The organism is Rheinheimera aquimaris (assembly GCF_020531985.1).
In the GTDB taxonomy this organism is placed as follows: Bacteria; Pseudomonadota; Gammaproteobacteria; order Enterobacterales; family Alteromonadaceae; genus Alishewanella; species Alishewanella aquimaris.
The window spans coordinates 48,826-73,348 of sequence record NZ_JAJAVQ010000003.1 but is presented as its reverse complement, the minus strand read 5'-3'; the positions used below and the strand labels follow the sequence as shown (position 1 = coordinate 73,348).

The 24,523-nt window shown below is 50.3% G+C and carries 22 protein-coding genes and 3 tRNA genes; 9 read left to right on the top strand and 16 right to left on the bottom strand.

Annotated elements, in window-relative coordinates; translation table 11 throughout:
• The first annotated feature begins 59 nt into the window (after window positions 1–59).
• From ligA to LHL18_RS09400, 3 genes are read left to right on the top strand one after another with little or no spacing between them, the layout of a single operon-like run.
• On the top strand, window positions 60–2,093 hold the full coding sequence (ligA, locus tag LHL18_RS09410) for an NAD-dependent DNA ligase LigA (protein ID WP_226766856.1): 2,034 nt from the start codon (window positions 60–62) through the stop codon (window positions 2,091–2,093).
• Window positions 2,094–2,429 carry a DUF3392 domain-containing protein gene (locus LHL18_RS09405; RefSeq protein WP_134055976.1) on the top strand — a complete coding sequence of 112 codons (336 nt, stop codon included), beginning with the start codon at window positions 2,094–2,096 and terminating at the stop codon, window positions 2,427–2,429.
• Entirely contained in the window at window positions 2,426–2,917 is a 492-nt protein-coding gene (locus LHL18_RS09400; RefSeq protein ID WP_226766855.1) for a DUF2919 family protein, read from the top strand. Before LHL18_RS09405 ends, LHL18_RS09400 begins: the two co-directional genes overlap by 4 nt.
• Here LHL18_RS09400 and LHL18_RS09395 read toward each other — a convergent pair.
• From LHL18_RS09395 to LHL18_RS09380, 4 genes are all read right to left on the bottom strand, one after another.
• Window positions 2,914–4,536, bottom strand: a complete 1,623-nt coding sequence (locus LHL18_RS09395; RefSeq protein ID WP_226766853.1) for a response regulator — start codon at window positions 4,534–4,536, stop codon at window positions 2,914–2,916. The genes LHL18_RS09400 and LHL18_RS09395 overlap by 4 nt on opposite strands.
• A gap of 175 nt (window positions 4,537–4,711) precedes the next feature.
• Window positions 4,712–4,787, bottom strand: a tRNA-Val gene (locus LHL18_RS09390).
• A 46-nt stretch (window positions 4,788–4,833) separates the two neighbouring features.
• A tRNA-Val gene (locus tag LHL18_RS09385) sits at window positions 4,834–4,909 on the bottom strand.
• Window positions 4,910–5,024: 115 nt separating this feature from the next.
• Window positions 5,025–5,100, bottom strand: a tRNA-Val gene (locus LHL18_RS09380).
• 200 nt (window positions 5,101–5,300) lie between these two features.
• Here LHL18_RS09380 and gltX point away from each other — a divergent pair.
• Together gltX and LHL18_RS09370 are read left to right on the top strand one after the other, a co-directional pair.
• On the top strand, window positions 5,301–6,710 hold the full coding sequence (gltX, locus tag LHL18_RS09375; protein ID WP_134055970.1) for a glutamate--tRNA ligase: 1,410 nt from the start codon (window positions 5,301–5,303) through the stop codon (window positions 6,708–6,710).
• 174 nt (window positions 6,711–6,884) lie between these two features.
• Entirely contained in the window at window positions 6,885–7,682 is a 798-nt protein-coding gene (locus LHL18_RS09370) for a DUF481 domain-containing protein (protein WP_134055968.1), read from the top strand.
• 65 nt (window positions 7,683–7,747) lie between these two features.
• Here the strand turns inward: LHL18_RS09370 and LHL18_RS09365 are convergent, their stop codons facing one another.
• Window positions 7,748–8,737, bottom strand: a complete 990-nt coding sequence (locus tag LHL18_RS09365) for a 2-hydroxyacid dehydrogenase (protein ID WP_226766851.1) — start codon at window positions 8,735–8,737, stop codon at window positions 7,748–7,750.
• 71 nt (window positions 8,738–8,808) lie between these two features.
• Window positions 8,809–9,288 (bottom strand): glutathione peroxidase, encoded by a 480-nt coding sequence (locus tag LHL18_RS09360; protein WP_226766849.1) that lies wholly within the window; start codon window positions 9,286–9,288, stop codon window positions 8,809–8,811.
• Window positions 9,289–9,374: 86 nt separating this feature from the next.
• Here LHL18_RS09360 and LHL18_RS09355 point away from each other — a divergent pair, with 86 nt between their 5' ends.
• Window positions 9,375–10,256: an NAD(P)-dependent oxidoreductase gene (locus LHL18_RS09355; RefSeq protein WP_226766847.1), complete on the top strand. Its 882-nt coding sequence runs from the start codon at window positions 9,375–9,377 to the stop codon at window positions 10,254–10,256.
• Here LHL18_RS09355 and LHL18_RS09350 read toward each other — a convergent pair.
• The 10 genes from LHL18_RS09350 to LHL18_RS09305 all read right to left on the bottom strand — a co-directional run bounded on the left by LHL18_RS09350 (window position 10,245) and on the right by LHL18_RS09305 (window position 19,970).
• On the bottom strand, window positions 10,245–10,706 hold the full coding sequence (locus LHL18_RS09350; protein WP_226766845.1) for an RES family NAD+ phosphorylase: 462 nt from the start codon (window positions 10,704–10,706) through the stop codon (window positions 10,245–10,247). The genes LHL18_RS09355 and LHL18_RS09350 overlap by 12 nt on opposite strands.
• On the bottom strand, window positions 10,706–11,155 hold the full coding sequence (parS, locus tag LHL18_RS09345) for a type II RES/Xre toxin-antitoxin system antitoxin (protein WP_226766844.1): 450 nt from the start codon (window positions 11,153–11,155) through the stop codon (window positions 10,706–10,708). Before parS ends, LHL18_RS09350 begins: the two co-directional genes overlap by 1 nt.
• Window positions 11,156–11,271: 116 nt before the next feature.
• The gene (locus LHL18_RS09340; protein WP_226766842.1) at window positions 11,272–11,931 is read right to left on the bottom strand and encodes a CoA transferase subunit B; all 660 of its coding nucleotides are present in this window, start codon (window positions 11,929–11,931) and stop codon (window positions 11,272–11,274) included.
• A 10-nt stretch (window positions 11,932–11,941) separates the two neighbouring features.
• Window positions 11,942–12,643 carry a CoA transferase subunit A gene (locus LHL18_RS09335; protein ID WP_226766841.1) on the bottom strand — a complete coding sequence of 234 codons (702 nt, stop codon included), beginning with the start codon at window positions 12,641–12,643 and terminating at the stop codon, window positions 11,942–11,944.
• 22 nt (window positions 12,644–12,665) lie between these two features.
• Window positions 12,666–13,580: a hydroxymethylglutaryl-CoA lyase gene (locus LHL18_RS09330; protein WP_226766839.1), complete on the bottom strand. Its 915-nt coding sequence runs from the start codon at window positions 13,578–13,580 to the stop codon at window positions 12,666–12,668.
• On the bottom strand, window positions 13,577–15,562 hold the full coding sequence (locus LHL18_RS09325) for an acetyl/propionyl/methylcrotonyl-CoA carboxylase subunit alpha (protein ID WP_226766837.1): 1,986 nt from the start codon (window positions 15,560–15,562) through the stop codon (window positions 13,577–13,579). Before LHL18_RS09325 ends, LHL18_RS09330 begins: the two co-directional genes overlap by 4 nt.
• Window positions 15,562–16,362: an enoyl-CoA hydratase/isomerase family protein gene (locus LHL18_RS09320; protein WP_226766835.1), complete on the bottom strand. Its 801-nt coding sequence runs from the start codon at window positions 16,360–16,362 to the stop codon at window positions 15,562–15,564. Before LHL18_RS09320 ends, LHL18_RS09325 begins: the two co-directional genes overlap by 1 nt.
• Before the next feature lie 191 nt (window positions 16,363–16,553).
• Window positions 16,554–18,161: a carboxyl transferase domain-containing protein gene (locus tag LHL18_RS09315; RefSeq protein WP_226766833.1), complete on the bottom strand. Its 1,608-nt coding sequence runs from the start codon at window positions 18,159–18,161 to the stop codon at window positions 16,554–16,556.
• A gap of 204 nt (window positions 18,162–18,365) precedes the next feature.
• Window positions 18,366–19,535: an isovaleryl-CoA dehydrogenase gene (locus LHL18_RS09310; RefSeq protein ID WP_226766831.1), complete on the bottom strand. Its 1,170-nt coding sequence runs from the start codon at window positions 19,533–19,535 to the stop codon at window positions 18,366–18,368.
• A gap of 30 nt (window positions 19,536–19,565) precedes the next feature.
• On the bottom strand, window positions 19,566–19,970 hold the full coding sequence (locus LHL18_RS09305) for a MerR family transcriptional regulator (protein ID WP_134055942.1): 405 nt from the start codon (window positions 19,968–19,970) through the stop codon (window positions 19,566–19,568).
• Window positions 19,971–20,234: 264 nt separating this feature from the next.
• Here LHL18_RS09305 and LHL18_RS09300 point away from each other — a divergent pair, with 264 nt between their 5' ends.
• The 3 genes from LHL18_RS09300 (at window position 20,235) to LHL18_RS09290 (ending at window position 24,454) form a co-directional block, all read left to right on the top strand.
• The gene (locus LHL18_RS09300; protein ID WP_226766829.1) at window positions 20,235–21,416 is read left to right on the top strand and encodes a thiolase family protein; all 1,182 of its coding nucleotides are present in this window, start codon (window positions 20,235–20,237) and stop codon (window positions 21,414–21,416) included.
• 82 nt (window positions 21,417–21,498) lie between these two features.
• A complete protein-coding gene (locus LHL18_RS09295; RefSeq protein WP_226766828.1) occupies window positions 21,499–22,995 on the top strand; it encodes a CoA-acylating methylmalonate-semialdehyde dehydrogenase in 1,497 nt (498 codons plus the stop codon).
• Window positions 22,996–23,296: 301 nt separating this feature from the next.
• Window positions 23,297–24,454 carry an acyl-CoA dehydrogenase family protein gene (locus tag LHL18_RS09290; RefSeq protein WP_226766826.1) on the top strand — a complete coding sequence of 386 codons (1,158 nt, stop codon included), beginning with the start codon at window positions 23,297–23,299 and terminating at the stop codon, window positions 24,452–24,454.
• Window positions 24,455–24,523 lie beyond the last annotated feature (69 nt).

The window sequence follows — 24,523 nt, the reverse complement described above, 5'->3', positions numbered from 1 at the left end:
TAGTCCTGCCGTTTTTGTTATGGCAAACTCTGTGCATTATTTTTTCGGGTCATTACCATATGAGTCAGTCTTTATTACAACAGGTGCAAAAGCTCAGACAGCAGCTGGAGCAATACAGTTATCAATACTATGTGCTGGACAACCCGACCGTGCCAGACGCCGAATATGACAGCCTTTACCGCCAGCTACAGCAGCTTGAAGCACAAGATCCCGCGCTTATTACCCCGGACTCGCCGACGCAGCGGGTAGGCGCAGCGCCATTAAGTAAATTTGGCCAGGTTACTCATACTATTCCGATGTTATCGCTGGACAATGCTTTTGATACAGACGAGTTTCAGGCATTTTGTAAGCGTATGGCCGACAGGCTGGATAGCACCACTGAATTCAGTTTTTGCTGTGAGCCAAAGCTCGATGGGCTGGCTGTCAGCATCCGTTATGAAAATGGTCTGTTGGTGCAGGCGGCTACACGTGGTGACGGTTACACCGGTGAAGACATCACTGCGAATGTAAAAACCATCCGGGCAGTGCCTTTAAGGCTGCAGGGCGACAACGTGCCAGCCGTGCTTGAAGTGCGTGGTGAGGTATTTATGCCGCTGGCAGGCTTTGCGGCGATGAATGATAAAGCCCGGGCAGCAGGCGAAAAGGTATTTGCTAACCCCCGTAATGCCGCCGCTGGCAGCCTGCGTCAGCTGGATCCGAAAATCAGTGCGCAGCGGCCTCTGATGTTTTATGCCTACGCTGTTGGTGCTATAGAAGATGCGGCAGGCGTGCTGGACAATCAAAGCCACTATCAACGCTTGATGCAATTAAAAGACTGGGGATTGCCAGTATGCCCGGAAATTCGCTTGGTGACAGGCGCACAGTCAGCGCTTAATTATTATCAGGATATTTTATCGCGCCGCGCAGCTTTAGCGTATGAGATAGACGGTGTGGTGATAAAAGTGTCTGACCTGGCCCAGCAGCAGGCACTGGGCTTTGTCGCACGGGCACCACGCTGGGCCATTGCGTTTAAGTTTCCGGCGCAGGAAATGCTAACCACCTTGCTTGATGTGGAGTTTCAGGTGGGCCGTACTGGTGCCATCACGCCGGTGGCACGGCTGGAGCCGGTTGTGGTCGGCGGTGTGACGGTCAGTAATGCAACGCTACATAATCAGGATGAGATTGACCGGCTGGGTATTCAGATTGGCGACAAGGTCATAGTGCGCCGTGCCGGCGATGTGATTCCGCAGATTGTTTCCGTGGTGCTGGAGCAACGGCCTGACGATAGTCACAATATTGTTTTTCCTGACAGCTGCCCGGTTTGTGGCTCGGCGGTAGAGCGGGTAAGTGGCGAGGCCGTTGCCCGCTGCAGTGGCGGGCTATTTTGCCCGGCACAATTAAAAGAGTCGATAAAACACTTTGTGTCACGCAAAGCCATCGATATCGACGGTCTGGGCGATAAGCTGGTTGAACAGTTGGTTAACCAGCAGCTGGTAAAAACGCCAGCTGATATTTATCAACTCGATATGGCGGCCCTGGTTGGGCTTGAGCGGATGGCCGAAAAATCTGCGCTTAAGCTGTTGTCGGCGATACAACAGTCAAAAATGACAACCTTGGCGCGCTTTATCTATGCTCTGGGGATCCGCGAAGTGGGCGAGGCGACCGCGCTTAATCTGGCCAACCATTTTGCCAGCCTGGATAAACTGCAGCAGGCGTCAATCGAGCAACTGCTGCAGGTGGCGGATGTTGGCACAGTAGTGGCGGAACATCTGCACAGCTTTTTTGCCGAGCCACATAACCAGCAGGTTATAACTGCGTTACTGGCGGCCGGGATCAGCTGGCCGGCAATTGAGCAACAAGCAGACACTGAACAGCCGCTGGCGGGCCAGACAATAGTGCTGACCGGTACACTGACCAGTATGGGGCGGGATGACGCCAAAATGAAGCTGCAGCGGTTAGGCGCCAAGGTGTCAGGATCGGTTTCCAATAAAACCCATGCTGTTATAGCTGGTGATAATGCCGGCTCCAAACTGGCCAAAGCAACAGAGCTGAACGTGCCGGTATGGAATGAGCAGCAAATGCTGGATCTGTTTTCGCAGTACGGAGTGATGTAAATGCCGGATTTTTTGTATCAGCTGTTGCTGGATTGGGGTGCGTTATTCAGACCATATGTACGCGATATCGCACTGGCTATGGTAGCAACTTGCCTGGTGGTGTTTGGCGATGATTTAAACCGGCTGGTGCGCAGGCAAACGGCGGCGCTGCATTTTGTCTGGCGCACCGGTATTTTCATTCTGCTGTGTGCTTTTGGTTATGGCGCACTAACGATTTTTCTGACGCCTCTGGTGGCGGGGCAGCTGGCGAAGCTTAGTAACCTTTGGCTGCCGTGGCTGAGCCTGGGGATTTTTATCGTGCTGGGTATGCTGGCACAGCGTAAGCGGCAATTATGAGTAAAACACCACTGTGGCCGGTGCTGGATGACTATGGCTTGCATAAGGTGCCGCTCCGGTTCTACTGGCTGCTTGTTTTGCTGCTGCGACCCTACATTTGCTGGGTAATGGTGCTGACGTTACCGCAGGCGCAGCGCGATATGCTGAGCTGGTTTTACCCCAAACAACATGATTTTATTGTGGCTTGCCTGGTGGCAGCGCCACTATTATTGCTGGTTGCTGCACAAAGCCAGCGTAAACCCAAAGGCCGTAAAGGCTGGCGGCATATCTGGCGCTTTGGTCGCAGCATCTTGCTGAGCGTTGCCTGTATTGATTTAGTGCTGAGTATAATGCATTTGCCACAACAGGTGATGCTGGATGCGCCCTGGCGCATTCTGACACCTTTGTTACTCGTTGCAGGCTGTATCTGGTTGCTGTGCTCCCGCACACTAAAAGTGGTATTCTCTGAATGGCCTGAGCAAGCCGACACACCACAAGATCCTACTTAGGCCAGCTTACTCAGGTGCTTTTGTTTTAACTGTTCGTAGCGCTGTAACTGCTCGGTTCTCAGTTTACTGCTTTCAATCAGCTGCTGACATTGTTGCAGCAGTTGTTGCCGCTGCAGGGCGGAGCATAAGGGGCGGGGTGATGTAAGCAACGTTTGCCATAAATTCAGCGCAATGCCGGCATTTTTTGGCATAACCTGCCAGGCCAGTGAAAATGCAGAGAAGGCTTCCTGCCAGTTGCCGTGCTGGTATAAGCGTACCGCATTGTTGTTTAGCTCACGTGGGCCATGCGCCATTGCAGAGCGCTCCTGTTGCTCCTGCAGCAAATAAGCTGCAAAAGCAGGCTCTGGTTGTTGCTGGCGGCAATACTGACTGATGCGGTTAAACAGCTTTCTGGATGCTTCGCTTAGCCCCACTTCGTGCAGCGCCTTAGCTTTATCCAACGCATCTTCAAGCGACTCAATCTCGTTTTGTTCACTTAGCTCTGCCAGCAACTGACGGGCTTTTTCGCGGTGATCCTGTAGGTATAACAACCTGGCTTGCAAAACCTGCTGCGCGTCGCTCAGGTTTTGCTGGCCAAACTGCCGCTGCACTGTGTTCAGTGATAAGGTTGCCTGACGGTTTAGCCGGTTTTGCTGTTCACTGTCTTCGCTGCTAAGCGCAAAATCAATACTGGCACGAGCCAGATTAAAGTACAGATCAGGTTGTTCATGCATAGAGTGGCGGGCAAACTTAACCATGTCCCGCGCTGCGCGATATTGCATTTCATAGTCATGGTTTAGCCGCGATAACTGCAGTAGCTTTTGCTGGCGTAATAAGTTGCGTGGCGCAATATCAGCTGCTGCCAGAATATGCTGTTGTGCCTGTTGATAATGCTGCTGACGAAACTCCAGTTCACTTAAGCAATCAAGCGCAAACAGCCGGGTTTCGGTGCGGGCCAACATTAACTCTAATTCGGCAAAAGCTTGCTGTTCCTCATTAATATGCAATAAACAGCGCACTTTGCCTGTTCTGGCCCAGCCAAAAGGTTGAATTTGTAGCATAGCGTTAAAAAACGTCAGCGCTTCTGTATATTTTTGCTGTAATAACAGAATGTCGCCTTTTAGCTTGAGAAATAACGGGAATAATTTGTGCAGCTCGGCTTGTGTCAGCTGCTGGTTTAGCAAGTTTAGTGCTGCATTGTACTGTTGATGTTCAAGCTGTTCATATACCGGCCGCAACTGCTGTTTGCGTCTGAGCACGCGTTCAATGCGTTGCTGCAGATCCCGGATGACATAGGGCTTGGCGAGGAATTCATCAGGCTGTAACTCCAGTACGCTGTGTACCAGAGCAGGCTCGGTCTCAGCACTGATAAAAATCAGCCCGCAACTGAGTTTATGCAAGCCTGTTGCTTTTAGCTCCTCAAAAAGCTGGTAGCCGTCTTTGCCTTTGGGCAAATTATAAGCGCAGATGATGAGCTCGTAGTTATTTTGTTTACACAGGTTTAACGCAGTCTGTGCCCGGTCGGCATAACTGATATTGTGATATCGCAATTGTTCCAGAGCGTAGCGCAGATAGCTCTGGCTCAGACTTTGATCGTCAATAATAAGGATACGCTCGTCGCGTTTTACATCTGGCTCCATAAAGCAATATCAGATCCGCTAGCATTAAGTCTGGCTTCACTATAGCAAGTTTTTAACATTATATAACAGCGAAATATAGCGCAAACTGACTGTGACGTGTTCTAGTCAGTGTGAACGGTATCTTATTAGAGAGTGGACGGCGTTTTGTTAGGGCTTGCTGTGTAACGGAAGTAAATGGTGGATTGTACTGGGTTCGAACCAGTGACCCCCGCCTTGTAAGGGCGGTGCTCTCCCAGCTGAGCTAACAATCCATGGGAATATCAAATTTTTGCTTCACACAAGTCTAAAACGAGGTGATGGTGGATTGTACTGGGTTCGAACCAGTGACCCCCGCCTTGTAAGGGCGGTGCTCTCCCAGCTGAGCTAACAATCCATGGGAGTATCAGATTTTGTTTTACATCAAGCAGATGGTGGATTGTACTGAGTTTAATCAGTTACCACCGTCTCGTCGTAAAGAGCGGGTGGGCTCTTCATGATAAGACGCATCATGGTGGATTGTACTGGGTTCGAACCAGTGACCCCCGCCTTGTAAGGGCGGTGCTCTCCCAGCTGAGCTAACAATCCATGCCGGTTGATGGCGCTCATTATAGGGAGCACGATTTAGCTGTCAACATTATTTTGGTAAATACGGTTTGCTTGCTGCAAAAGTAAACATTATGCGCTGCGTAAACAGAAAACTGTACTGAACAACCAGCCTTAGCGAGTGCATCCTGTGCGGGGCATTGTTACAATACCGCTCATTATTGCACTGTGATGGATGAACTATGTCTCTTGTTACCCGTTTTGCTCCAAGTCCTACCGGTTACCTGCATGTTGGCGGGGCCCGTACCGCGTTGTTTAGTTGGTTATACGCCAGAAAAAATGGTGGAAAGTTCATTCTGCGGATTGAAGACACTGATTTAGAGCGTTCAACGCAGGAATCGGTTGATGCCATTTTAGAGGGTATGAACTGGTTAGGCCTGGATTACGATGAAGGCCCGTATTATCAAACCAAGCGTTTTGACCTGTATAAAGAGGTTGTTGCGCAGCTGTTGGCTGAAGGTAAAGCTTATAAGTGCTTCTGCACAGTGGAAGAAGTAGACGCGATGCGTGAGGCACAAATGGCCGCCGGAGAAAAACCGCGTTATAACGGTATGTGGCGTGATCGCACAGATCACCCGACAGATAAGCCTTTTGTTATCCGTTTTAAAAATCCACAAACCGGTACCGTGGTCATTGATGATTTGATCAAGGGCAAAATCGAAATTGCTAACAGTGAGCTTGATGATTTGATCATTGCGCGCAGCGACGGCACCCCGACTTACAACCTGACGGTGGTGGTGGACGATTGGAAGATGGGGATCACCCACGTGATCCGCGGTGATGACCATGTTAATAATACACCACGGCAGATGAATATCCTGGCTGCGCTGGGTGCTGATATTCCTAAATATGCTCATGTGCCAATGATTTTAGGTGATGACGGTAAACGGTTATCAAAACGCCATGGTGCGGTTGGCGTGATGCAGTATCGTGATAATGGCTTCCTGCCTGAGGCGTTACTGAATTATCTGGTTCGTCTGGGCTGGTCACATGGCGACCAGGAAATTTTCACTAAAGATGAGCTGGTGCAACTGTTCGACTTATCAGCGTGTAACCGTGCGCCTTCGGCGTTTAATACCGATAAGCTGATTTGGTTGAACCAGCATTATATGAAAACGCTGCCAGCAGAACAGGTTGCTGCACAGTTAGCCTGGCATCTTGCCGATCAGCAGTTAGATACCAGTAATGGCCCGGCGCTGACAGAACTGGTAAAAGCGCAGGCAGAGCGGGTTAAGACACTTAAAGAAATGGTGGCCGTAAGTCGCTACTTCTATGAAGACTTTGCAGAGTTTGATGCTGATGCGGCGAAAAAACATTTACGCCCGGTTGCGCTGGAACCTTTACAGGCAGTTTCAGCCAAACTGGCAGAGCTGAACGACTGGACACAGGAAAGTATTCATCAGGTGATCAATGCCACGGCTGAAGCGTTAGGTGTCGGCATGGGTAAAATAGGGATGCCGCTGCGTGTTGCCGTAACTGGCGGTGGCAACTCTCCTGCGCTGGATCTCACTTTAGCCTTGGTGGGTAAAAGCAGAAGCCTTGAACGCTTGGCTGCTGCTATCAGCTTTGTACAGCAGCGCTCTGCAGAATAAAAACTGGCCGGAAAACAAAATAGTTTCGGCCAATGCCCCGATTACTCAGTCCGGTTTACTGGGCTGTGTAACCGGGGCTGATAAAATACAATTGTTACGGAAGACGCAATAATAAAAGCGGATAAACCACTACTCATGGGTGAGTGTCAGTTAAGGGAGTGATATAGCGACATAATGCATGTTTTCTTAAAAAGCGTCAGCTTGGCACTGATGCTTGGCTTGTATGGGGTGCAGGCCGCAGAAACAGATAGTTTACCCACCAGCGAAGAGCCATTGCAGCCGATAGGCTTTTTTGGCACGGTCACAGGTGACGTAGAACTGGGTTTTCTGTTTACTTCAGGTAATACAGATTCCTTTGCTATCCGGGCGAACAGTGAACTGGTGCACGATCTGGAATATTTCCGAAATCGTTACCAGTTGCAAAGCCTGCTGCAAAAAAATAATGTTACTGACAGCGACACCGGTGAAAAAGATCAGGTGACAACAGCAAGCCGTTACAGCTTTACCGGACAGAGTAACTATAAGCTCGTGAAAGGCCGTGAATCGATCTTTGGCCGCGCAACCTATGCACACGACAAGTTTGGTGCTTTTCGTGAGCAAGCGGCATTGGCGGTCGGTTATGGTAACCGGTTGTACGAAAAGCTGACCAGCTATCTGGATTTAGAGACGGGGCCGGGTTTTTCGCATCAGCAAAGTGCTTCCGGTAACAATAACAGCGGCCCAATATGGTTTGTGGCGGCTAATCTGGATTATGCATTGTTTGACACTACCAGTTTTCGCCAGACGCTGGAGAGTTCTACCTCGCTTGGCGGGGAAAACTCGACTTTGCTCAGCCGTAGCAGCATTACTGCGAAAATAGTCGATAAATTGTCAATGCGCTTTAATTTTGTTGTGCGCTATAACTCCAGGCCTGAAGGCGACTTACGTAAAACCGATACTGAAACATCGGCGTCGCTGGTTTATACCTTTTAATACCAGTCTGTCATCAGCCAGAGCCGCGTAAGTAGCTCTGGCTGAATAGCGTTATCAGTGCAATGTTAATTAACCAACTCGTTACCGGTTTCAGTATTACTGGCAAATGCCAGTAAGTTGTCGCTGGTGATCTGACAAATTTCCTGTAACGCTTCTCTGGTAAAAAACGCCTGGTGGCCTGTTATCAATACATTAGGGAACGTCAGCAGGCGTTTGAATACCTCATCATCAATCATTTGCTCGGACAGGTTTTCAAAAAACAGGTCAGCTTCCTGTTCGTACACATCAAGGCCCAGATAGCCAATTTTCCGGCTTTTTAAGCCGTCAATAATGGCTTTACTGTCTACCAGTGCACCGCGGCTGGTGTTTATCAGCATGACACCGTCTTTCATGCTGCCGATGCTGTAATGGTTGATCAGATGTTTAGTATCGGGGGTTAGCGGGCAATGCAGGCTGATAATATCACTTTGGGCGTAAAGCTCTGCTAATGAAACATAGCGCCCGCCCAGGCGCTGTATTTCCTCTGCCTGAACCAGGTCGTGGCACAACAGCTGGCAACCAAATCCGTGTAAAATACGGGCGGTGGCCAGCCCAATTCTTCCTGTCCCAACAAGGCCTACCGTTTTGCCAAATACATTAAACCCCAACAGGCCATCAAGCGCGAAGTTGTCGTCCCGCACTCTGTTATAGGCTTTATGCAGTTTGCGGTTTAAACACAACATCATACCAATGGTATGTTCTGCGACAGCTTCAGGTGAATAAGCCGGCACCCGTGCAACGCGGATACCCAGTGTTTTTGCCGTGGTTAAGTCAACATTATTAAAGCCAGCACATCTGAGCGCCACCATTTCAATGCCTAACTCAGATAATTGCTGCAGTACTTCTGCATTAACTTCGTCATTGACAAATACACAAACGGCATGACAGCCAGCAGCCAGCTTCACGCTGGATTTGGTCAGGCGGCAGTCATGATAGCTAAATTGCAGGCTGCTGTCGGCCCACTGTGTAAAACCGTCACAGTCATATTTTTTTGCGCTGAATACGGCAACTTTCATGATAGGTCTCCCATATTGTTGCCGTATAGCTTAGTGTAAAAATATGGGTAATATTTAGCGCTGGATCAAAGTTAGAGTAAGTCTTCTATCGAGCTGGCAATGGCGGAAGGCTTAGTGCGCGGAGCATAACGTTTTACGACATCGCCATCTTTATTAACCAGAAATTTGGTAAAATTCCATTTGATAGCGCGGGTTTTCATTAAACCACGGGCGCTGTCTTTAAGATGTTCAAACAGCTGTGACGCATCCGGGCCATTAACCATCAGTTTGGCCATCACCGGGAAGCTTACGCCATAGTTAAGCTCACAAAACTGCTGAATATCGCTGTCAGATCCCGGTTCCTGACCACCAAACTGGTTACAGGGGAAGGCCAGTATCACCAAACCTTTGTCGTGATATTTCTGGTGCAGTTCTTCCAGTTCTTTGTATTGCGGTGTAAAGCCACACTGACTGGCGGTGTTGACAATCAACAACACTTTGCCGCGATACTGGCTTAAATCTAATTCATTGCCCTGTGCATTCTTTACTTTGTACTGGTGGACATTGGCCATGCTGATCCCTTCTTTAATTGCTTTCAATCAGGCAGATATCTTTGTAAGCTTTGCGCCACAGTATGTCACAGTTTTAAGTCATTAATATGTCAATTAATAGTAATAGCAAAGTCGCATTTATCGGATTAGGTGTTATGGGTTACCCGATGGCAGGTTACCTGCAGCAAAAAGGTTATCAGGTTACTGTTTATAACCGTACCACAGCCAAAGCAGAAAAATGGGCCGCACAGTATGGTGGCAGCTGGGCAGCAACACCCTTTGAAGCGGCAAAGGGAGCGGAACTGGTGTTTATGTGTGTCGGTAATGATAACGATGTGCGTTCTGTAGTATACGGCGAGCATGGCGTGTTAGGTGCTATGGCTGCAGGCAGTGTACTGATTGATCACACGACGGCGTCAGCAGAGTTAGCACGCGAACTTTCCGCCGCGGCAGCAGAAAAAGGCGTAGGCTTTTTAGATGCGCCGGTATCCGGTGGCCAGGCTGGCGCTGAAAATGGCGTATTAACAGTGATGATTGGTGGTGAGCAAGTCGATATGGCCAAGGCTGAAACCGCTATTATGAGCTTTGCCCGCTGCGCTAAATTGCTCGGGCCTGCAGGCAGTGGTCAATTAGCGAAGATGGTGAACCAGATTTGTATCGCCGGCGTGGTGCAAGGCCTGGCAGAAGCGCTTAACTTTGCCCAAAACGCCGGGCTTGATGGCGCGGCCGTGGTAGAAGTGATTTCGCAAGGCGCGGCGTCATCCTGGCAGATGCAAAACCGCTCGCTAACGATGCTCGATGGTAAATACGATTTTGGTTTTGCGGTCGACTGGATGCGTAAAGATTTAGGCATAGCACTGAATGAAGCGCGGCAAAATGGCAGCCATTTACCGCTAACAGCACTGGTTGATCAGTTTTACAGTGAAGTACAGCAGATGGGCGGTGGCCGCTGGGATACCTCCAGCTTACTGGCGCGGCTAAAGCGTTAAGCGCGGATCGGGTAGAAAATCCAGTTCTGTCGCTGTGCTGATACAAGCCTGGTAGGCGGCATGAGCTGGATTTAGCAGGATATTTTGTTCACGCGGTGCTATTACACTTGGCACTGCTAAGGCCAGGCTGGCCTGCTGCGCCAGCCAGTCATCACCGATGCGGGCAGTGTCGATGCTGGCTGGTTGCTGTCGCCAGTTAGCCGGCAGGTTGGTGTGACTAAGAGACAATATGTCGTCTGTGGTAAGCGTTAATTGAAATAGCCGGTATTGTTTAAGTGCTGTGCGATTATTTAGATGTACCAGCACTTCCAGTATCGTGAGGGCTTCAGACCCTGCAGTGTAAACACACAATTGACCTTTGCTGTTCCAGCGTCCGCCGAACAGCTTTGCGCCTTCACCGTCAAATGCTTGTGCAGCCCATTTGTGATGCACTAAGCGATACACATGCATCAGGCAAATACACCGTGCTCTAAACGGCCGATTAAATCTAATATCGCCTGTGTCTCGGCCGAGGTCGCCAGCATGTCCAATGGGGCTTTATCGCCAAGACCATACACCGGCTCCGTGAGCCAGCGTTTAGTTGCAGCCATGTCTGTATCGAATAACGTATTAGCGGCAACCAGAACAGTAGCAAAACGATGCAGCCTGTCGCTTTCTTCCTGGGTAAATTTACCCAATTTTGCCCGCCTGGCCAGCGTAGCGGGAGCTAACTGGCAAACCTGTGCTAACTGCTTTTTATCAAGCATTGATACTAAAGACAGTTTATCAAATATGCTGTAGTTAAATCCTTCATGTAGTGCCTGATACAATTTAGGCCCACGCTCTGCAATACCCAACTGCTGCCACAGATTGGGAGCAGTATCTGGTGTAGGGGTAAACTCGCGGACTAAGGCTGTCATGGTGTATCCAATATCAGTTGATATTTTTTGATGTTATCATGTGATTGCGAGGTGGTCAAAAAAAGAGCGCCAAGATCATCTCAATCTTAGCGCTCTTCAATGATTAAAGTGGCAATTTAGTTAAAAGTCATCTCTGGCACGTTACCTTCAATAACCAGTTTACCTGCAGTTTTTTGCTGAATTTCTTCAACCGAGATACCCGGTGCCCGCTCCAGCAGGTGGAAAGCGCCGTTACGGACTTCCAGCACGGCTAAATCGGTAACGATTTTCTTCACACAACCTACGCCAGTCAGCGGCAGGGTGCAGTCGGTTAAAAGCTTGCTATTGCCGTACTTATCGGCGTGCGTCATGGTCACGACGATATTCTGCGCACCCGCCACTAAGTCCATCGCGCCGCCCATACCTTTAACCAGTTTGCCCGGGATCATCCAGCTGGCGATATTACCGTTTTGGTCGACTTCAAAAGCGCCCAATACCGTTAAATCGACATGGCCGCCGCGGATCATGGCGAAGCTTTCGGCCGAGTTGAAAATCGCTGCGCCTTTTATGGCGGTGACGGTTTCTTTGCCGGCATTGATCATATCGGCATCGATTTCATCTTCAGTCGGGTAGGGACCCATACCCAGCAAACCGTTTTCGGACTGCAGCATCACTTCCATGCCTTTTGGCACATAGTTAGCTACCAGCGTAGGGATACCGATACCTAAGTTTACGTAGTAGCCGTCTTGTAGCTCCTGCGCCACGCGCATGGCAACTTGTTCACGAGATAAAGCCATTGTTGCCTCCTTAACCTTGACGGACCATACGACGTTCAATGCGTTTTTCAAAGTTACCTTTGATCACGCGCTGCACATAAATACCCGGCGTATGAATTTGTGATGGTTCCAGCTCGCCCGGTTCAACAATTTCTTCTACTTCGGCCACGGTAATTTTACCGGCGGTCGCCGCCATCGGGTTGAAGTTCATTGAGGTGTGACGGAACATCAGGTTACCGTAGCGGTCGGCTTTCCAGGCGCGTACGATAGCAAAATCACCGGTGATCGACTCTTCCAGCACGTAGTTACGGCCTTTAATTTCGCGGGTCTCTTTACCTTCAGCTACGGGCGTGCCGTAACCGGTCGCCGTGAAAAATGCCGGAATGCCGGCACCGCCAGCGCGCATTTTTTCTGCCAAAGTGCCTTGTGGCGTCAGTTCTACTTCCAGCTCACCATTTAATAACTGCTTTTCAAACAGGGCGTTTTCACCCACGTAAGAGGCAATCATTTTCTTAATTTGCTTATCTTCGAGCAAAATACCCAGGCCAAAACCATCTACGCCGCAGTTATTCGATACTACGGTGAGATCTTTGGTTTTCATTTTCTTGATCTGAGCAATTAAGCCTTCCGGAATGCCGCATAAGCCAAAGCCACCCGCGATAACGGTCATACCGTCTTGCAGGCCAGCCATGGCGTCTTCGTACGAATGTACGACTTTATTAAACCCTGCCATTTGAAATCCTCTACGCGCTTTTTTAACTGTTAGTTTGCGTGCACTTGGCTTTGAGCGCCAATCCTACTTTAGAACTAGGTTGCTTGCCGAGCTTGTCGGTAATAAACCAGCCGGCCTGGGCCAGCGCAGTTAAATCGATACCGTGTGAAATGCCAAGTCCGTTCAGTAAATACACCACATCTTCGCTGGCAACATTACCTGACGCGCCCGCAGCGTAAGGGCAGCCACCCAAACCGGCTACGGCGCTGTCGATAACAGCGATACCGCGGCTTAGCGCGACGTAAATATTGGTTAACGCCTGACCGTAAGTGTCATGAAAATGCACAGCCAGCTTGTCGGCTGGCACTACAGCGAGTACGGCATCGAGCATGGCATTGACTTTATCCGGCGTACCAACACCAATGGTGTCGCCAAGCGAAATTTCGTAGCAGCCCATATCCAACAGGGCTTTGGCTACGCGCGCGACATCTGTCGGCGCCACATCGCCCTGATAGGGGCAACCGACCACACAGGAAACATAGCCGCGCACTTTAATACCGTCGGCTTTGGCGGCATCCATCACCGGTGCGAAACGCGCTAAGCTTTCACTGATTGAGCAGTTGATGTTCTTCTGGCTGAAGGCTTCGGATGCGGCGCCGAAAATGGCGACTTCGGTTGCCGCAACGGCTTTTGCTGCTTCATAGCCTTTCAGGTTAGGTGTTAGCGCGGCGTAAGTTACACCGGCTTTGCGGGTAATGCTGCTAAAAACATCAGCCGAGTCGGCCATTTGCGGCACCCATTTTGGCGAGACAAAAGCGCCACTTTCGATGTAGCTGTGGCCGGCAGCGCTTAGCATATTGATCAGGGTGACTTTGTCGCTGGCCGATACCGTGCTTTCGTTTTGCAGGCCATCACGCGGGCCCACTTCTACGATGCGCACCTGTTTGGGAAAACTCATGCTTCCTCCGGCGAGAAATCAACCAGCTCGGCGCCATCTTTAACCAGATCGCCGGCGCTATAGAACACTTCATTCACCACGCCATCTTTTGGCGCTTTGATGGCGTATTCCATTTTCATGGCTTCCATGATCACCAGCGTCTCGCCGGCTTTTACCGTGCTACCAGCTTTTGCCATCACGGCGACAATAGTGCCGTTCATCGGCGCCGTTAAGCTACCGGCGTGATCGTTGCCTTCTACCTCAGTGGCCACTTCAGTCTGATAGATAAAGTCGTAGCGCTGGTGCTTGATAAACACACTGATGGTGTCCTGGTATTGGCTTACGCGCACCTTGGTACGATGATCGCCCAGCACTGCACTTAGCTCATCACCGTTTAGCTCTGCCAGACAGCAAAGCTGCTGACCTGCCACATCAACCACATAGTGTTGTTGTAGCTGCTGTACTTTTAAATTGGTGCTGCAATCGCCGTGCTTTAGACAAATATCCACGGTTGGCGTTTCGTTGATACGCCAGCCATGGCTAAACTGCCAGGGGCTGGTAATAGCGCAGGCTTGCTGCGGTGCTTTTTGTTTTGTCAGAATGTACAGCGTGGCCAGTACCAGTGCCTGGTTATCTTCTTTATTTGCCGGGGCAAATAAGCTTTGCTGGTGCTTGTTGATAAAGTTGGTATCAAGCTCGGCGGCTTTAAAGGCCGGGTGCTCAGTTAAGCTGGTTAAAAAGCCCAGGTTAGTGGTCACGCCGGCAATACGGTAATCATCCAATGCCCGCAGCATACGGGCGATAGCGCGATCACGGCTTTCATCCCAGACGATTAACTTAGCAATCATCGGGTCATAGAAGGGAGATACTTCATCGTTTTCAACCACGCCCGTATCAACGCGCACATGACGGTTTGCTTCCGGCTGGCGTAAATAGGTGAGTTTACCGGTTTGCGGCAGGAAGTCGTTGTCCGGATCTTCAGCATAAACCCGCACTTCAATAGCGTGGCCATCAAGCTGAATATCCTCCTGCGCCAGCGGAAGCTTTTCACCGGCAGCGACTAACAGCTGCCATTTCACCAAATCCTGACCGGTAATCATCTCGGTAACCGGGTGCTCTACCTGCAGGCGGGTGTTCATCTCCATAAAGTAGAAAGAGCCGTCTTCGTCGAATAAAAACTCGACGGTACCGGCACCACGGTAATCAATGGCTTTGGCCGCTTTTACCGCTGCTTCACCCATAGCTTTACGCTGCTCGCTGCTAAAGTTCGGCGCTGGCGCTTCTTCAATCACTTTCTGGTGGCGGCGCTGTATTGAGCAGTCGCGCTCGGCCAGGTACACCGCATTGCCATGGTTATCGGCAAACACCTGAATTTCAACATGGCGCGGTTTGGTCAGATAGCGCTCAATCAGCATCTTGTCGTTACCAAAACCGGCTTTAGCTTCGCGGCGGGCACTGGCCAGCGCATCGGCAAACTCTTCGGCTTTCCATACCACGCGCATGCCTTTACCACCACCACCATAGGCGGCTTTTAACAGCTGCGGGTAGCCAATTCGTGCTGATTCGCTTTTAAGCAAATTATCCGCCTGATCATCGCCGTGATAGCCCGGTACCAATGGTACACCGGCCTTGGCCATAATTTCTTTGGCGGCACTTTTTGAGCCCATAGCGGTAATAGCACCAACCGGAGGGCCAATAAATACCACGCCGGCAGCTTCACAGGCTTTGGCAAAGTCTTCGTTTTCAGATAAAAAACCATAGCCGGGGTGGATGGCTTCTGCGCCGCTTTGCTTGGCGATAGCAATGATTTTGTCGCTACGCAGGTAAGAGTCTTTGCTTGGTGCGGGGCCCAACAAATAGGCTTCATCAGCCATGCGCACATGGCGGGCATTGGCATCGGCTTCTGAGTAAACCGCTACGCAGCGAATACCCAGTTTATGAGCGGTGTCGATAACGCGGCAGGCAATTTCACCGCGGTTGGCGATAAGTATTTTACGAAACATTATGCGTCTTCCTTGCCAAGCCAGGCTGGTTTGCGTTTCTCTAAGAAGGCGGTTAAGCCTTCCTGACCCTCTGGCGATACCCTAATTTCAGCAATTGCCTGCTCGGTGTGAGCGATAACGTTGTTGCTGATCTTACGGTTATAAATATTATGAATAAGCGATTTCGCGGCTGTCATAGCGGCAGGGCTGTTTTGCAGCATGGTGTTAATCAGGCTTTCTGCCACATCGCTCATTTCGCCTTCACTGACCACTTCATGTAGTAAACCGAGCTTTTTCGCTTTTGGCGCCATAAAGCGCTCTGCGGTAAGGAAATAACGCCGGCTTTCACGCTCGCCAATAGCACGCATAACATAGGGGCTTATAACCGCTGGAATAAGGCCAATACGCACTTCGCTTAAACAGAAGCTGGCGTTTTCTTCCGCGATGGCAATATCGCAGCAGGCGACCAAGCCCAGTGCGCCACCAAAAGCCGCGCCTTTTACCAGTGCAATGGTCGGTTTGGGGAATTTATCTAACCGGTGCATTAAGGTGGCAAGTTCAGCGGCGTCATTGAGGTTTTGCTGATAGTTTTTCTGCGCCATCGAGCGCATCCAGTTTAAGTCAGCGCCAGCAGAGAAGTTTTTGCCATTACTGGTCAGCACTAACACCCGTACTGCATCGTTATTGGCTAAATCACGCAACACGGCAATAAGTTCAGCAATCATCGCGTCGTCGAAGGCGTTATGCACTTCGGGGCGATTTAGAGTCAGTGTAGCTACGCCATGTGGGTCGATACTGACTTCTGTGTAAACCTGGGTCATATTTTCTCCGAATCTTTTAATGCAACTTGAGACTGCATTTCTTCGAAATCGCGGTTGCAGCAAGCGCACAGTGCACTTTGCTCAGAACCGTGTTTTTCATGGACGAAAAACACGAGCCTACAGGGATGTATTTACGGCGTGTTCTGACAAAGTTGTACGGAGCGATTGCGGTTGTCTGCATCATGCTGGCATTACATCCGAAATACGCCAAAACGGCTCTCTTCAATCGGTGCATTTAGCGCGGCAGCTAATGCCAGGCCAACTGTCATCCTTGTTTGCGCCGGGTCGATAATGCCATCATCCCACAATCTGCCACTGGCGTAGTAGGGATGGCCCTGTTTTTCGTACTGCTCGATAATGGGCTTCTTCAGTGCCGCTTCGGCATCCGTTGATAGTGTTTCACCTTTACGGGCTAAACCGTCTTTGGTCACCTGCGCCATTACGCCTGCCGCTTGTTCGCCACCCATTACTGAAATACGCGCGTTTGGCCACATCCACATCATCGTCGGGTCGTAAGCACGGCCACACATACCATAGTTGCCAGCGCCATAGCTGCCACCAATTAACACGGTAAACTTCGGCACTTTGGCACAGCTTACGGCCATTACCATTTTGGCGCCGTGCTTGGCGATACCTTCGGCTTCATACTTTTTACCGACCATAAAGCCGGTGATGTTTTGCAGGAACAACAGGGGTATTTTGCGCTGGGCACACAGCTCAATAAAATGTGCACCTTTTTGTGCCGATTCCGAGAATAAGATCCCGTTATTGGCGACGATGCCTACCGGATAGCCGAAAATGCGTGCAAAACCGCACACCAGGGTTGCGCCATAGTATTGTTTAAACTCATCAAAATCTGAGCCATCGACAATACGGGCAATCACTTCTTTTACATCAAACGGCTTACGTAAATCGGTACCGACAATGCCATACAGCTCTTTGGCATCGTACAGCGGCTCTTGCGCCGGTTTAATATCCATTTGCTCTGGGGCAGGGCGGTTTAAGCGTGATACCGCATTGCGCGCCAGTTGCAGTGCGTGTTCGTCATTTAACGCGTAGTGATCAGCCACACCGGAGATTTTGCAGTGTACATCAGCACCGCCCAGCTCCTCGGCAGAGACTTCTTCACCCGTCGCAGCCTTTACCAGCGGTGGACCCGCCAAAAAGATCGTACCTTGCTCTTTAACAATAATGCTTTCATCAGCCATCGCTGGTACATAGGCACCACCGGCGGTGCAAAGGCCCATTACCACAGCAATTTGCGGAATGCCTTTGGCAGACATATTGGCCTGGTTAAAGAAAATGCGGCCAAAGTGCAGCTTATCCGGGAATACTTCATCCTGACGTGGCAGGTTAGCGCCGCCTGAATCGACCAGATAAATACAGGGTAGGTGACAGCGCTCGGCTATTTCCTGAGCGCGTAAGTGTTTTTTCACCGTCAGCGGGTAGTAGGTGCCACCTTTAACCGTGGCGTCGTTGGCCACGATCATACACTCAACGCCACTGACACGGCCGATACCGGCGACCACGCCTGCACTGGGGACGTAATCTTCGTAACATTCCCAACCGGCAAACTGGCCAATCTCTAAAAATGGCGAGCCCGGGTCGAGCAGTTTTTGAATACGGTCACGTACGAACAATTTACCGCGTGAGGTATGGCGCGCAATCAGCGCTTCACCGCCGCCGAGTTTTATTTGCTGTACTTTGCTTTGCAGATCATCAACTACGGCCTGCATGGCTGCAGCGTTTTTTTGGAAGTCCTCAGAGCGAGGGTTTACTTTTGAGGTAATTCTGGTCACGTAGGTTACCTTCTGGTTTGGCTCAGAATTTCCGGCTACGTTGCTCTCGCACATTTTACACGCTCGCCCGTTCGACTCTCCCAGCCTCACTTTTGATCGCTCGCTTAGTAAAATCTGCTACGCACTTCGCCTGGATCTGCTTTTCATTGGGTTAAACAAAACGTGGGTGGAAGCAGCCGCTTCCACCCACGTTTTGGCAAAAGCTTAGTTAGATTCAGTAAACAGCTCACGGCCAATCAGCATACGGCGGATTTCCGAGGTGCCGGCACCGATTTCGTACAGCTTGGCATCACGCAGTAAGCGTCCGGTAGGGTACTCGTTAATGTAGCCGTTACCGCCTAATAACTGGATTGCATCCAGCGCCATTTGGGTTGCCAGCTCAGCTGCATATAAGATCACGCCAGCAGCGTCTTTACGCGTGGTTTCGCCACGATCACAGGCTTTAGCCACCATATAAACATAAGAGCGTGCTGCGTTCATGCGGGTATACATGTCTGCCACTTTACCCTGCACCAGCTGGAATTCACCGATAGACTGGCCAAACTGTTTACGGTCGTGAATATAAGGTACCACTACGTCCATACAAGATTGCATAATGCCCAGCGGGCCGGCAGACAGTACCACGCGCTCGTAGTCCAGGCCGCTCATCAGTACCTGTACGCCACGACCAACCTGGCCTAATACGTTTTCTTCCGGTACTTCACAGTCTTCAAATACCAGCTCACAAGTGTTTGAGCCGCGCATGCCCAGCTTGTCCAGCTTCTGCGCCTGGCTGAAACCTTTAAAACCACGCTCTACGATAAAGGCGGTAATACCTTTGCTGCCAGCGTTGACGTCAGTTTTGGCGTAGATCACATAAGTGTGTGCATCCGGACCGTTGGTGATCCACATTTTGTTGCCGTTTAAGATGTACTTGTCGCCTTTTTTCTCAGCGCGTAGTTTCATGCTAACCACGTCTGAACCAGCATTTGGCTCGCTCATCGCCAGCGCACCAATGTGCTCGCCCGAGCACAGCTTTGGCAGGTACTTCATTTTCTGCGCTTCAGTACCGTTGCGGTGGATTTGGTTTACACACAGGTTAGAGTGAGCACCGTAAGACAGGGCAACAGAAGCAGAGGCGCGGCTGATTTCTTCCATGGCAATAACGTGCTCTACATAGCCTAAACCTGAGCCACCGTATTTTTCATCTACGGTGATACCCAGCAGACCTAAATCGCCGAATTTGCGCCATAACTCGTTCGGAAATTCGTTCTTCTCATCGATTTCAGCGGCGCGAGGGGCAATTTCGTCGCGGGCGAAGGCATTTACCTGTTCGCGGATCATGTCCACTGTATCGCCTAAATCGAAGTTAAGGCCTTTGTAACTGCTAATCATGGTCTATCCCCGTTTGCTATGTCTTACCGCTTAAGCGGTTTTATGATGTTTGGCGTCGGCTAAGGTATCGCGGCAACGTTTTTCTACTGTTACCAGCTCCATTAGCACCACTTTGATGTCGTCCATTTGCTGATGTAGCTCGGCTTTTTTCTGCTCAATCAACTTCAGCATGGTATTTAATTGGGTCACGCTGCTTTTGTCAGCATCATATAATTCGAACAGCTGGCCGGTTTCGGCCAGGCTAAAACCCAGACGTTTACCGCGTAAAATCAGTTTTAAGCGAACGCGGTCGCGTTTGCTGTAAATGCGGGTTTGCCCGCTACGCAGTGGCGTGATCAGCCCCTGATCTTCATAAAAGCGGATACTACGGGTAGTAATATCAAACTCTTTGGCCAGTTCGCTGATACTGTATGTTTTTTCTTCTTTTTCTGTCATAAACGCCATCCCCGAAAACGCAGTCAATATAAGTGAAGTTTACGTAAAGGTAAAGCTAAGGGCGGGCGGCTTTCTGTGCTGAAATGAGATTTTTCCAAGGTTTGTAAAGCAAAAATGCCAATACGGGCTGGTCTGACTGTACAGTTTACTGAACCAAACGCATTGCACACTACCATAGTGTTAGGTGGTTGACGTTGGCGTAAACGTAAATTTGGTGTAGGCTCTGGAGCAACTTTTTAGCCGACAGCTTTTTTGGAGAACTTTATGGCTACCGACAATATTGTCATCGTTGCTGCTAAGCGCACTGCTATGGGCGGCTTTATGGGCGGTTTATCTGATGTAGACGCTACTGTACTTGGTGCTACCGCGATTAAAGCGGCACTGGAGCAGGCTGGTTTAAGCGGCGATAAGGTCAGCGAAGTGATCATGGGTAACGTGCTGCCAGCCGGTTTAGGCCAGGCTCCTGCTCGTCAGGCGACGTTAAAAGCTGGTTTACCACTGACAGCTGGTGCAACCACAATCAATAAAGTCTGTGGTTCGGGTTTAAAAGCCGTGATGTTAGCCAGCGACTTATTAAAAGCCGGCAGCGCCGATGTGGTGGTGGCTGGTGGTATGGAGTCGATGAGTAACGCACCGTACCTTTTAGATAAAGCGCGTAGTGGTTACCGTATGGGCCACGGCCAGATTAAAGATCATATGATGTTAGACGGCCTGGAAAATGCCTATGATGGCAAAGCCATGGGCTGTTTCGCTCAGGGCACTGCTGATGAAAAAGGCATTACCCGTGAGCAGATGGATGCCTTTGCTGTGCAATCGTTAACCCGTGCGCAGCAAGCTATCAGCTCTGGTGCTTTCGAAGGTGAAATTACCCCGGTAACCTTCCAGACGCGTAAAGGTGAAGTTACCTTTAACGTTGATGAGCAGCCAGGCAATGCCAAAGTAGACAAAATCCCGACACTGCGTCCGGCCTTTGCTAAAGACGGTACTATTACTGCTGCAAACTCCAGTTCCATTTCAGACGGTGCTGCTGCCCTTATTCTGATGCGTGAAAGCGAGGCTAAAGCACAAGGTGCTAAGCCATTAGCCCGCGTTGTTGCTCATGCTACTAACTCAATGGAACCTGCACTGTTTACTGTGGCTCCGGTTGGCGCTATGCAAAAAGTATTGCAAAAAGCCAGCTGGGATAAAGAGCAGGTTGATCTTTGGGAAATTAACGAAGCCTTCGCCATGGTAACCATGCTGGCGATTAACGAACTGGGCCTGGATGAGAGCAAAGTAAACGTTAACGGCGGTGCTTGTGCGCTGGGCCATCCTATCGGTGCCTCTGGTGCCCGTATTCTGGTTACGCTGATCCACGCGCTGCGTAATCGTGGCCTGAGCAAAGGCGTTGCCTCACTGTGTATCGGTGGTGGTGAAGCCGTAGCACTGGCCGTAGAAGTTTTATAACAAACACTTTGACTGTCAGCTGCATTAAATAATTACATAGATAACACGCTGGCAGTCTCCCCCAACAATCGGGAGAAGCAATATGACACAACAGGTTAAGCATTTTATCGACGGCGAGTTTGTCGCACCAACAGGCGACAAACTGATCCCCGTTACCAACCCGGCAACGCAGGATGTGATTGCTCAGGTGGCTTGCGCCACGCCAAGTGAGATGGAACGCGCCATCGAATCGGCAAAAGCCGCGTTTAAAACCTGGAAAGAAGTGCCGGTATCTGAGCGCGCCCGTTTAATGATGCGTTTTGCGCATTTGTTAAAAGAGCACCAGGCCGATATCGCTGACATTATCTGCCGTGAGCTGGGTAAAACAGTAGAAGACGCCAAAGGTGACGTATGGCGCGGTATCGAGGTAGTAGAGCAAGCCGCTAATATTCCATCATTGATGATGGGTGAAACGGTTGAAAACGTGGCACGCAGCATTGACACCTACAGCTACATTCAGCCGCTGGGCGTGTGTGCCGGTATTACGCCGTTTAACTTCCCGGCGATGATCCCGCTGTGGATGTTCCCGATGGCCATTGCCTGTGGTAACACCTTTATTTTAAAACCGTCTGAGCAAGATCCGATGACGGTAAATAAAATCGCCGAGTTATTTGTCCAAGCCGGTGCACCAAAAGGCGTGTTACAGGTTGTACATGGTGCGAAAGAGCAGGTTGATGCCATTTTGCACCACCCGGACATTAAAGCGATTTCATTCGTGGGTTCAGTTAATGTTGGCCAGTACATTTACAAAACCGGTACTGACAACTTAAAACGCGTGCAGGCTTTTGCCGGTGCGAAAAACCATATGGTTATTATGCCGGATGCTAATAAACAGCAGGTTATCAATGCCTTAGTTGGTGCCTCAGTTGGCGCAGCCGGTCAGCGCTGTATGGCGATTTCTGTCGCGGTATTCGTAGGCGCAGCAGCAGACTGGATCCCGGAAGTAGCTGCAGCTATCGGCAAGGTACGGCCGGGTGTTTATACCGATCCGAACGCCGCTTACGGCCCGCAAATCAGCCCGCAGGCGCGTGCTCGCGTGTTATCGCTGATTGAGCAAGGTAAAAAAGAAGGCGCGACCTGCGTACTGGATGGCTCTGACTGTAAGGTTGACGGTTACCCGAACGGTAACTGGGTTGGCCCGACGGTATTTAGCAACGTTACTACCGAGATGGAAATTTATAAGCAAGAAATCTTTGGCCCGGTATTGTCTACCATGCACGTTGCTTCACTGGATGAAGCGCTGAAAGTGGTAAACGACAGCCCATATGGTAACGGCACCTCTATTTTCACCGCCAGCGGTGCGGCTGCGCGTAAGTATCAACACGAAGTGGAAGTGGGCCAGGTGGGTATTAATATTCCTATTCCGGTACCTCTGCCATTCTTCTCGTTTACTGGCTGGAAAGGCTCGTTCTACGGCGACCAGCATGCTTACGGTAAGCAGGCGGTGCGTTTCTATACAGAAACGAAGACCATTACAGCTCGCTGGTTTGATGACGATATTCAGGTGTCTGGCCCGAATATGTCGATTAACTTGCGTTAATGGATCCGGGTGAGGGCCAGACTTTACTAAGCTGACCGTTGGAGGCCATGGATGGCCGGAATCGAGCCCCAGGGACGGTTTATGGCGTGTCAGTGTGTAAAGTGTGGTCCTCGCCGTTCGGTGTAGGCAACCGCTTCCACTGTAACAACACGCAGACCCGCTCGGATCTCCCATCCTCGCTTTTGATCGTCTGCTTAGTTGTTCCGGTTCCGCGTTGCAGTCCGAAATGAACTCAGGTTCAGAAAGATTAATACGGCAAAGTACGAAAGCAATTGAGCCGATTGGATAAGCAGGACCAACTATGAATTTCAATTTAACAGAAGACCAACAAGCCTTTGTTGATGTGGCCAAACAGTTTGCCGAACAAGAACTGGCGCCACACGCTGCCCAGTGGGATCGCGATCACCACTTTCCAAAAGACGTAATTCAAAAAGCCGGTGAGCTGGGTTTCTGCTCGCTGTACACGCCAGAAGATGACGGCGGTATGGGCTTATCACGCCTGGATTCATCAATTATTTTCGAACAGCTGTCTATGGGCTGCACCGCGACGACAGCGATGCTGACCATTCACAATATGGCGACCTGGATGATCGCCAACTGGGGTACCAGTGACGCGAAAACAGAGTGGATGGAGCATTTAGTCACCGGCCAGAAACTGGCATCTTATTGCTTAACTGAGCCTGGCTCAGGTTCAGATGCAGCCGGGCTTCGCACTTCTGCGAAAAAAGATGGTAACGAGTACGTATTAAACGGCTCGAAAATGTTTATCTCTGGTGCCGGCTCTACCGAAGTACTGGTAGTGATGGCGCGTACCGGTGAAGCCGGGCCAAAAGGCATTTCGGCCTTTATCGTACCAGCTGATGCTAAAGGCGTTATTTACGGTAAAGCGGAAGAAAAAATGGGCTGGAACGCGCAGCCAACGCGCTTGATCACTTTTGAAGATGTACGGATTCCTGCGCATTACCTGTTAGGTAATGAAGGTGAAGGCTTCAGTTTTGCCATGAAAGGCTTAGACGGTGGCCGTATCAATATCGCAACCTGTTCAATTGGTACAGCGCAGCAGGCACTTAACACCGCGCGTAACTATATGCTGGAGCGCCAGCAGTTTGGTAAGCCACTGGCCGCGTTTCAGGCGCTGCAGTTTAAACTAGCCGATATGGCAACCGAGCTGGTAGCTGCGCGTCAGTTAGTGCGCTTAGCGGCGTTTAAGCTGGATCAAAAAGACAGTGAAGCGACAGCGTACTGTGCAATGGCGAAACGCTTTGCTACTGACGTTGGCTTCCAGGTATGTGATCAGGCGCTGCAGTTACACGGTGGTTATGGCTACATCAAAGAATACCCGCTGGAGCGTCATTTCCGTGATGTACGTGTGCATCAGATCCTGGAAGGCACCAACGAAATTATGCGGCTGATTATTGGCCGGCGTTTACTGGATGAAGCGGCAGGCGACATTCTGTAATCGAATTTGAGAATAATAGTTTCATCAGGCTGATGTAGCGAAGACGGGCTTGTTCTAAACCGACCGTTG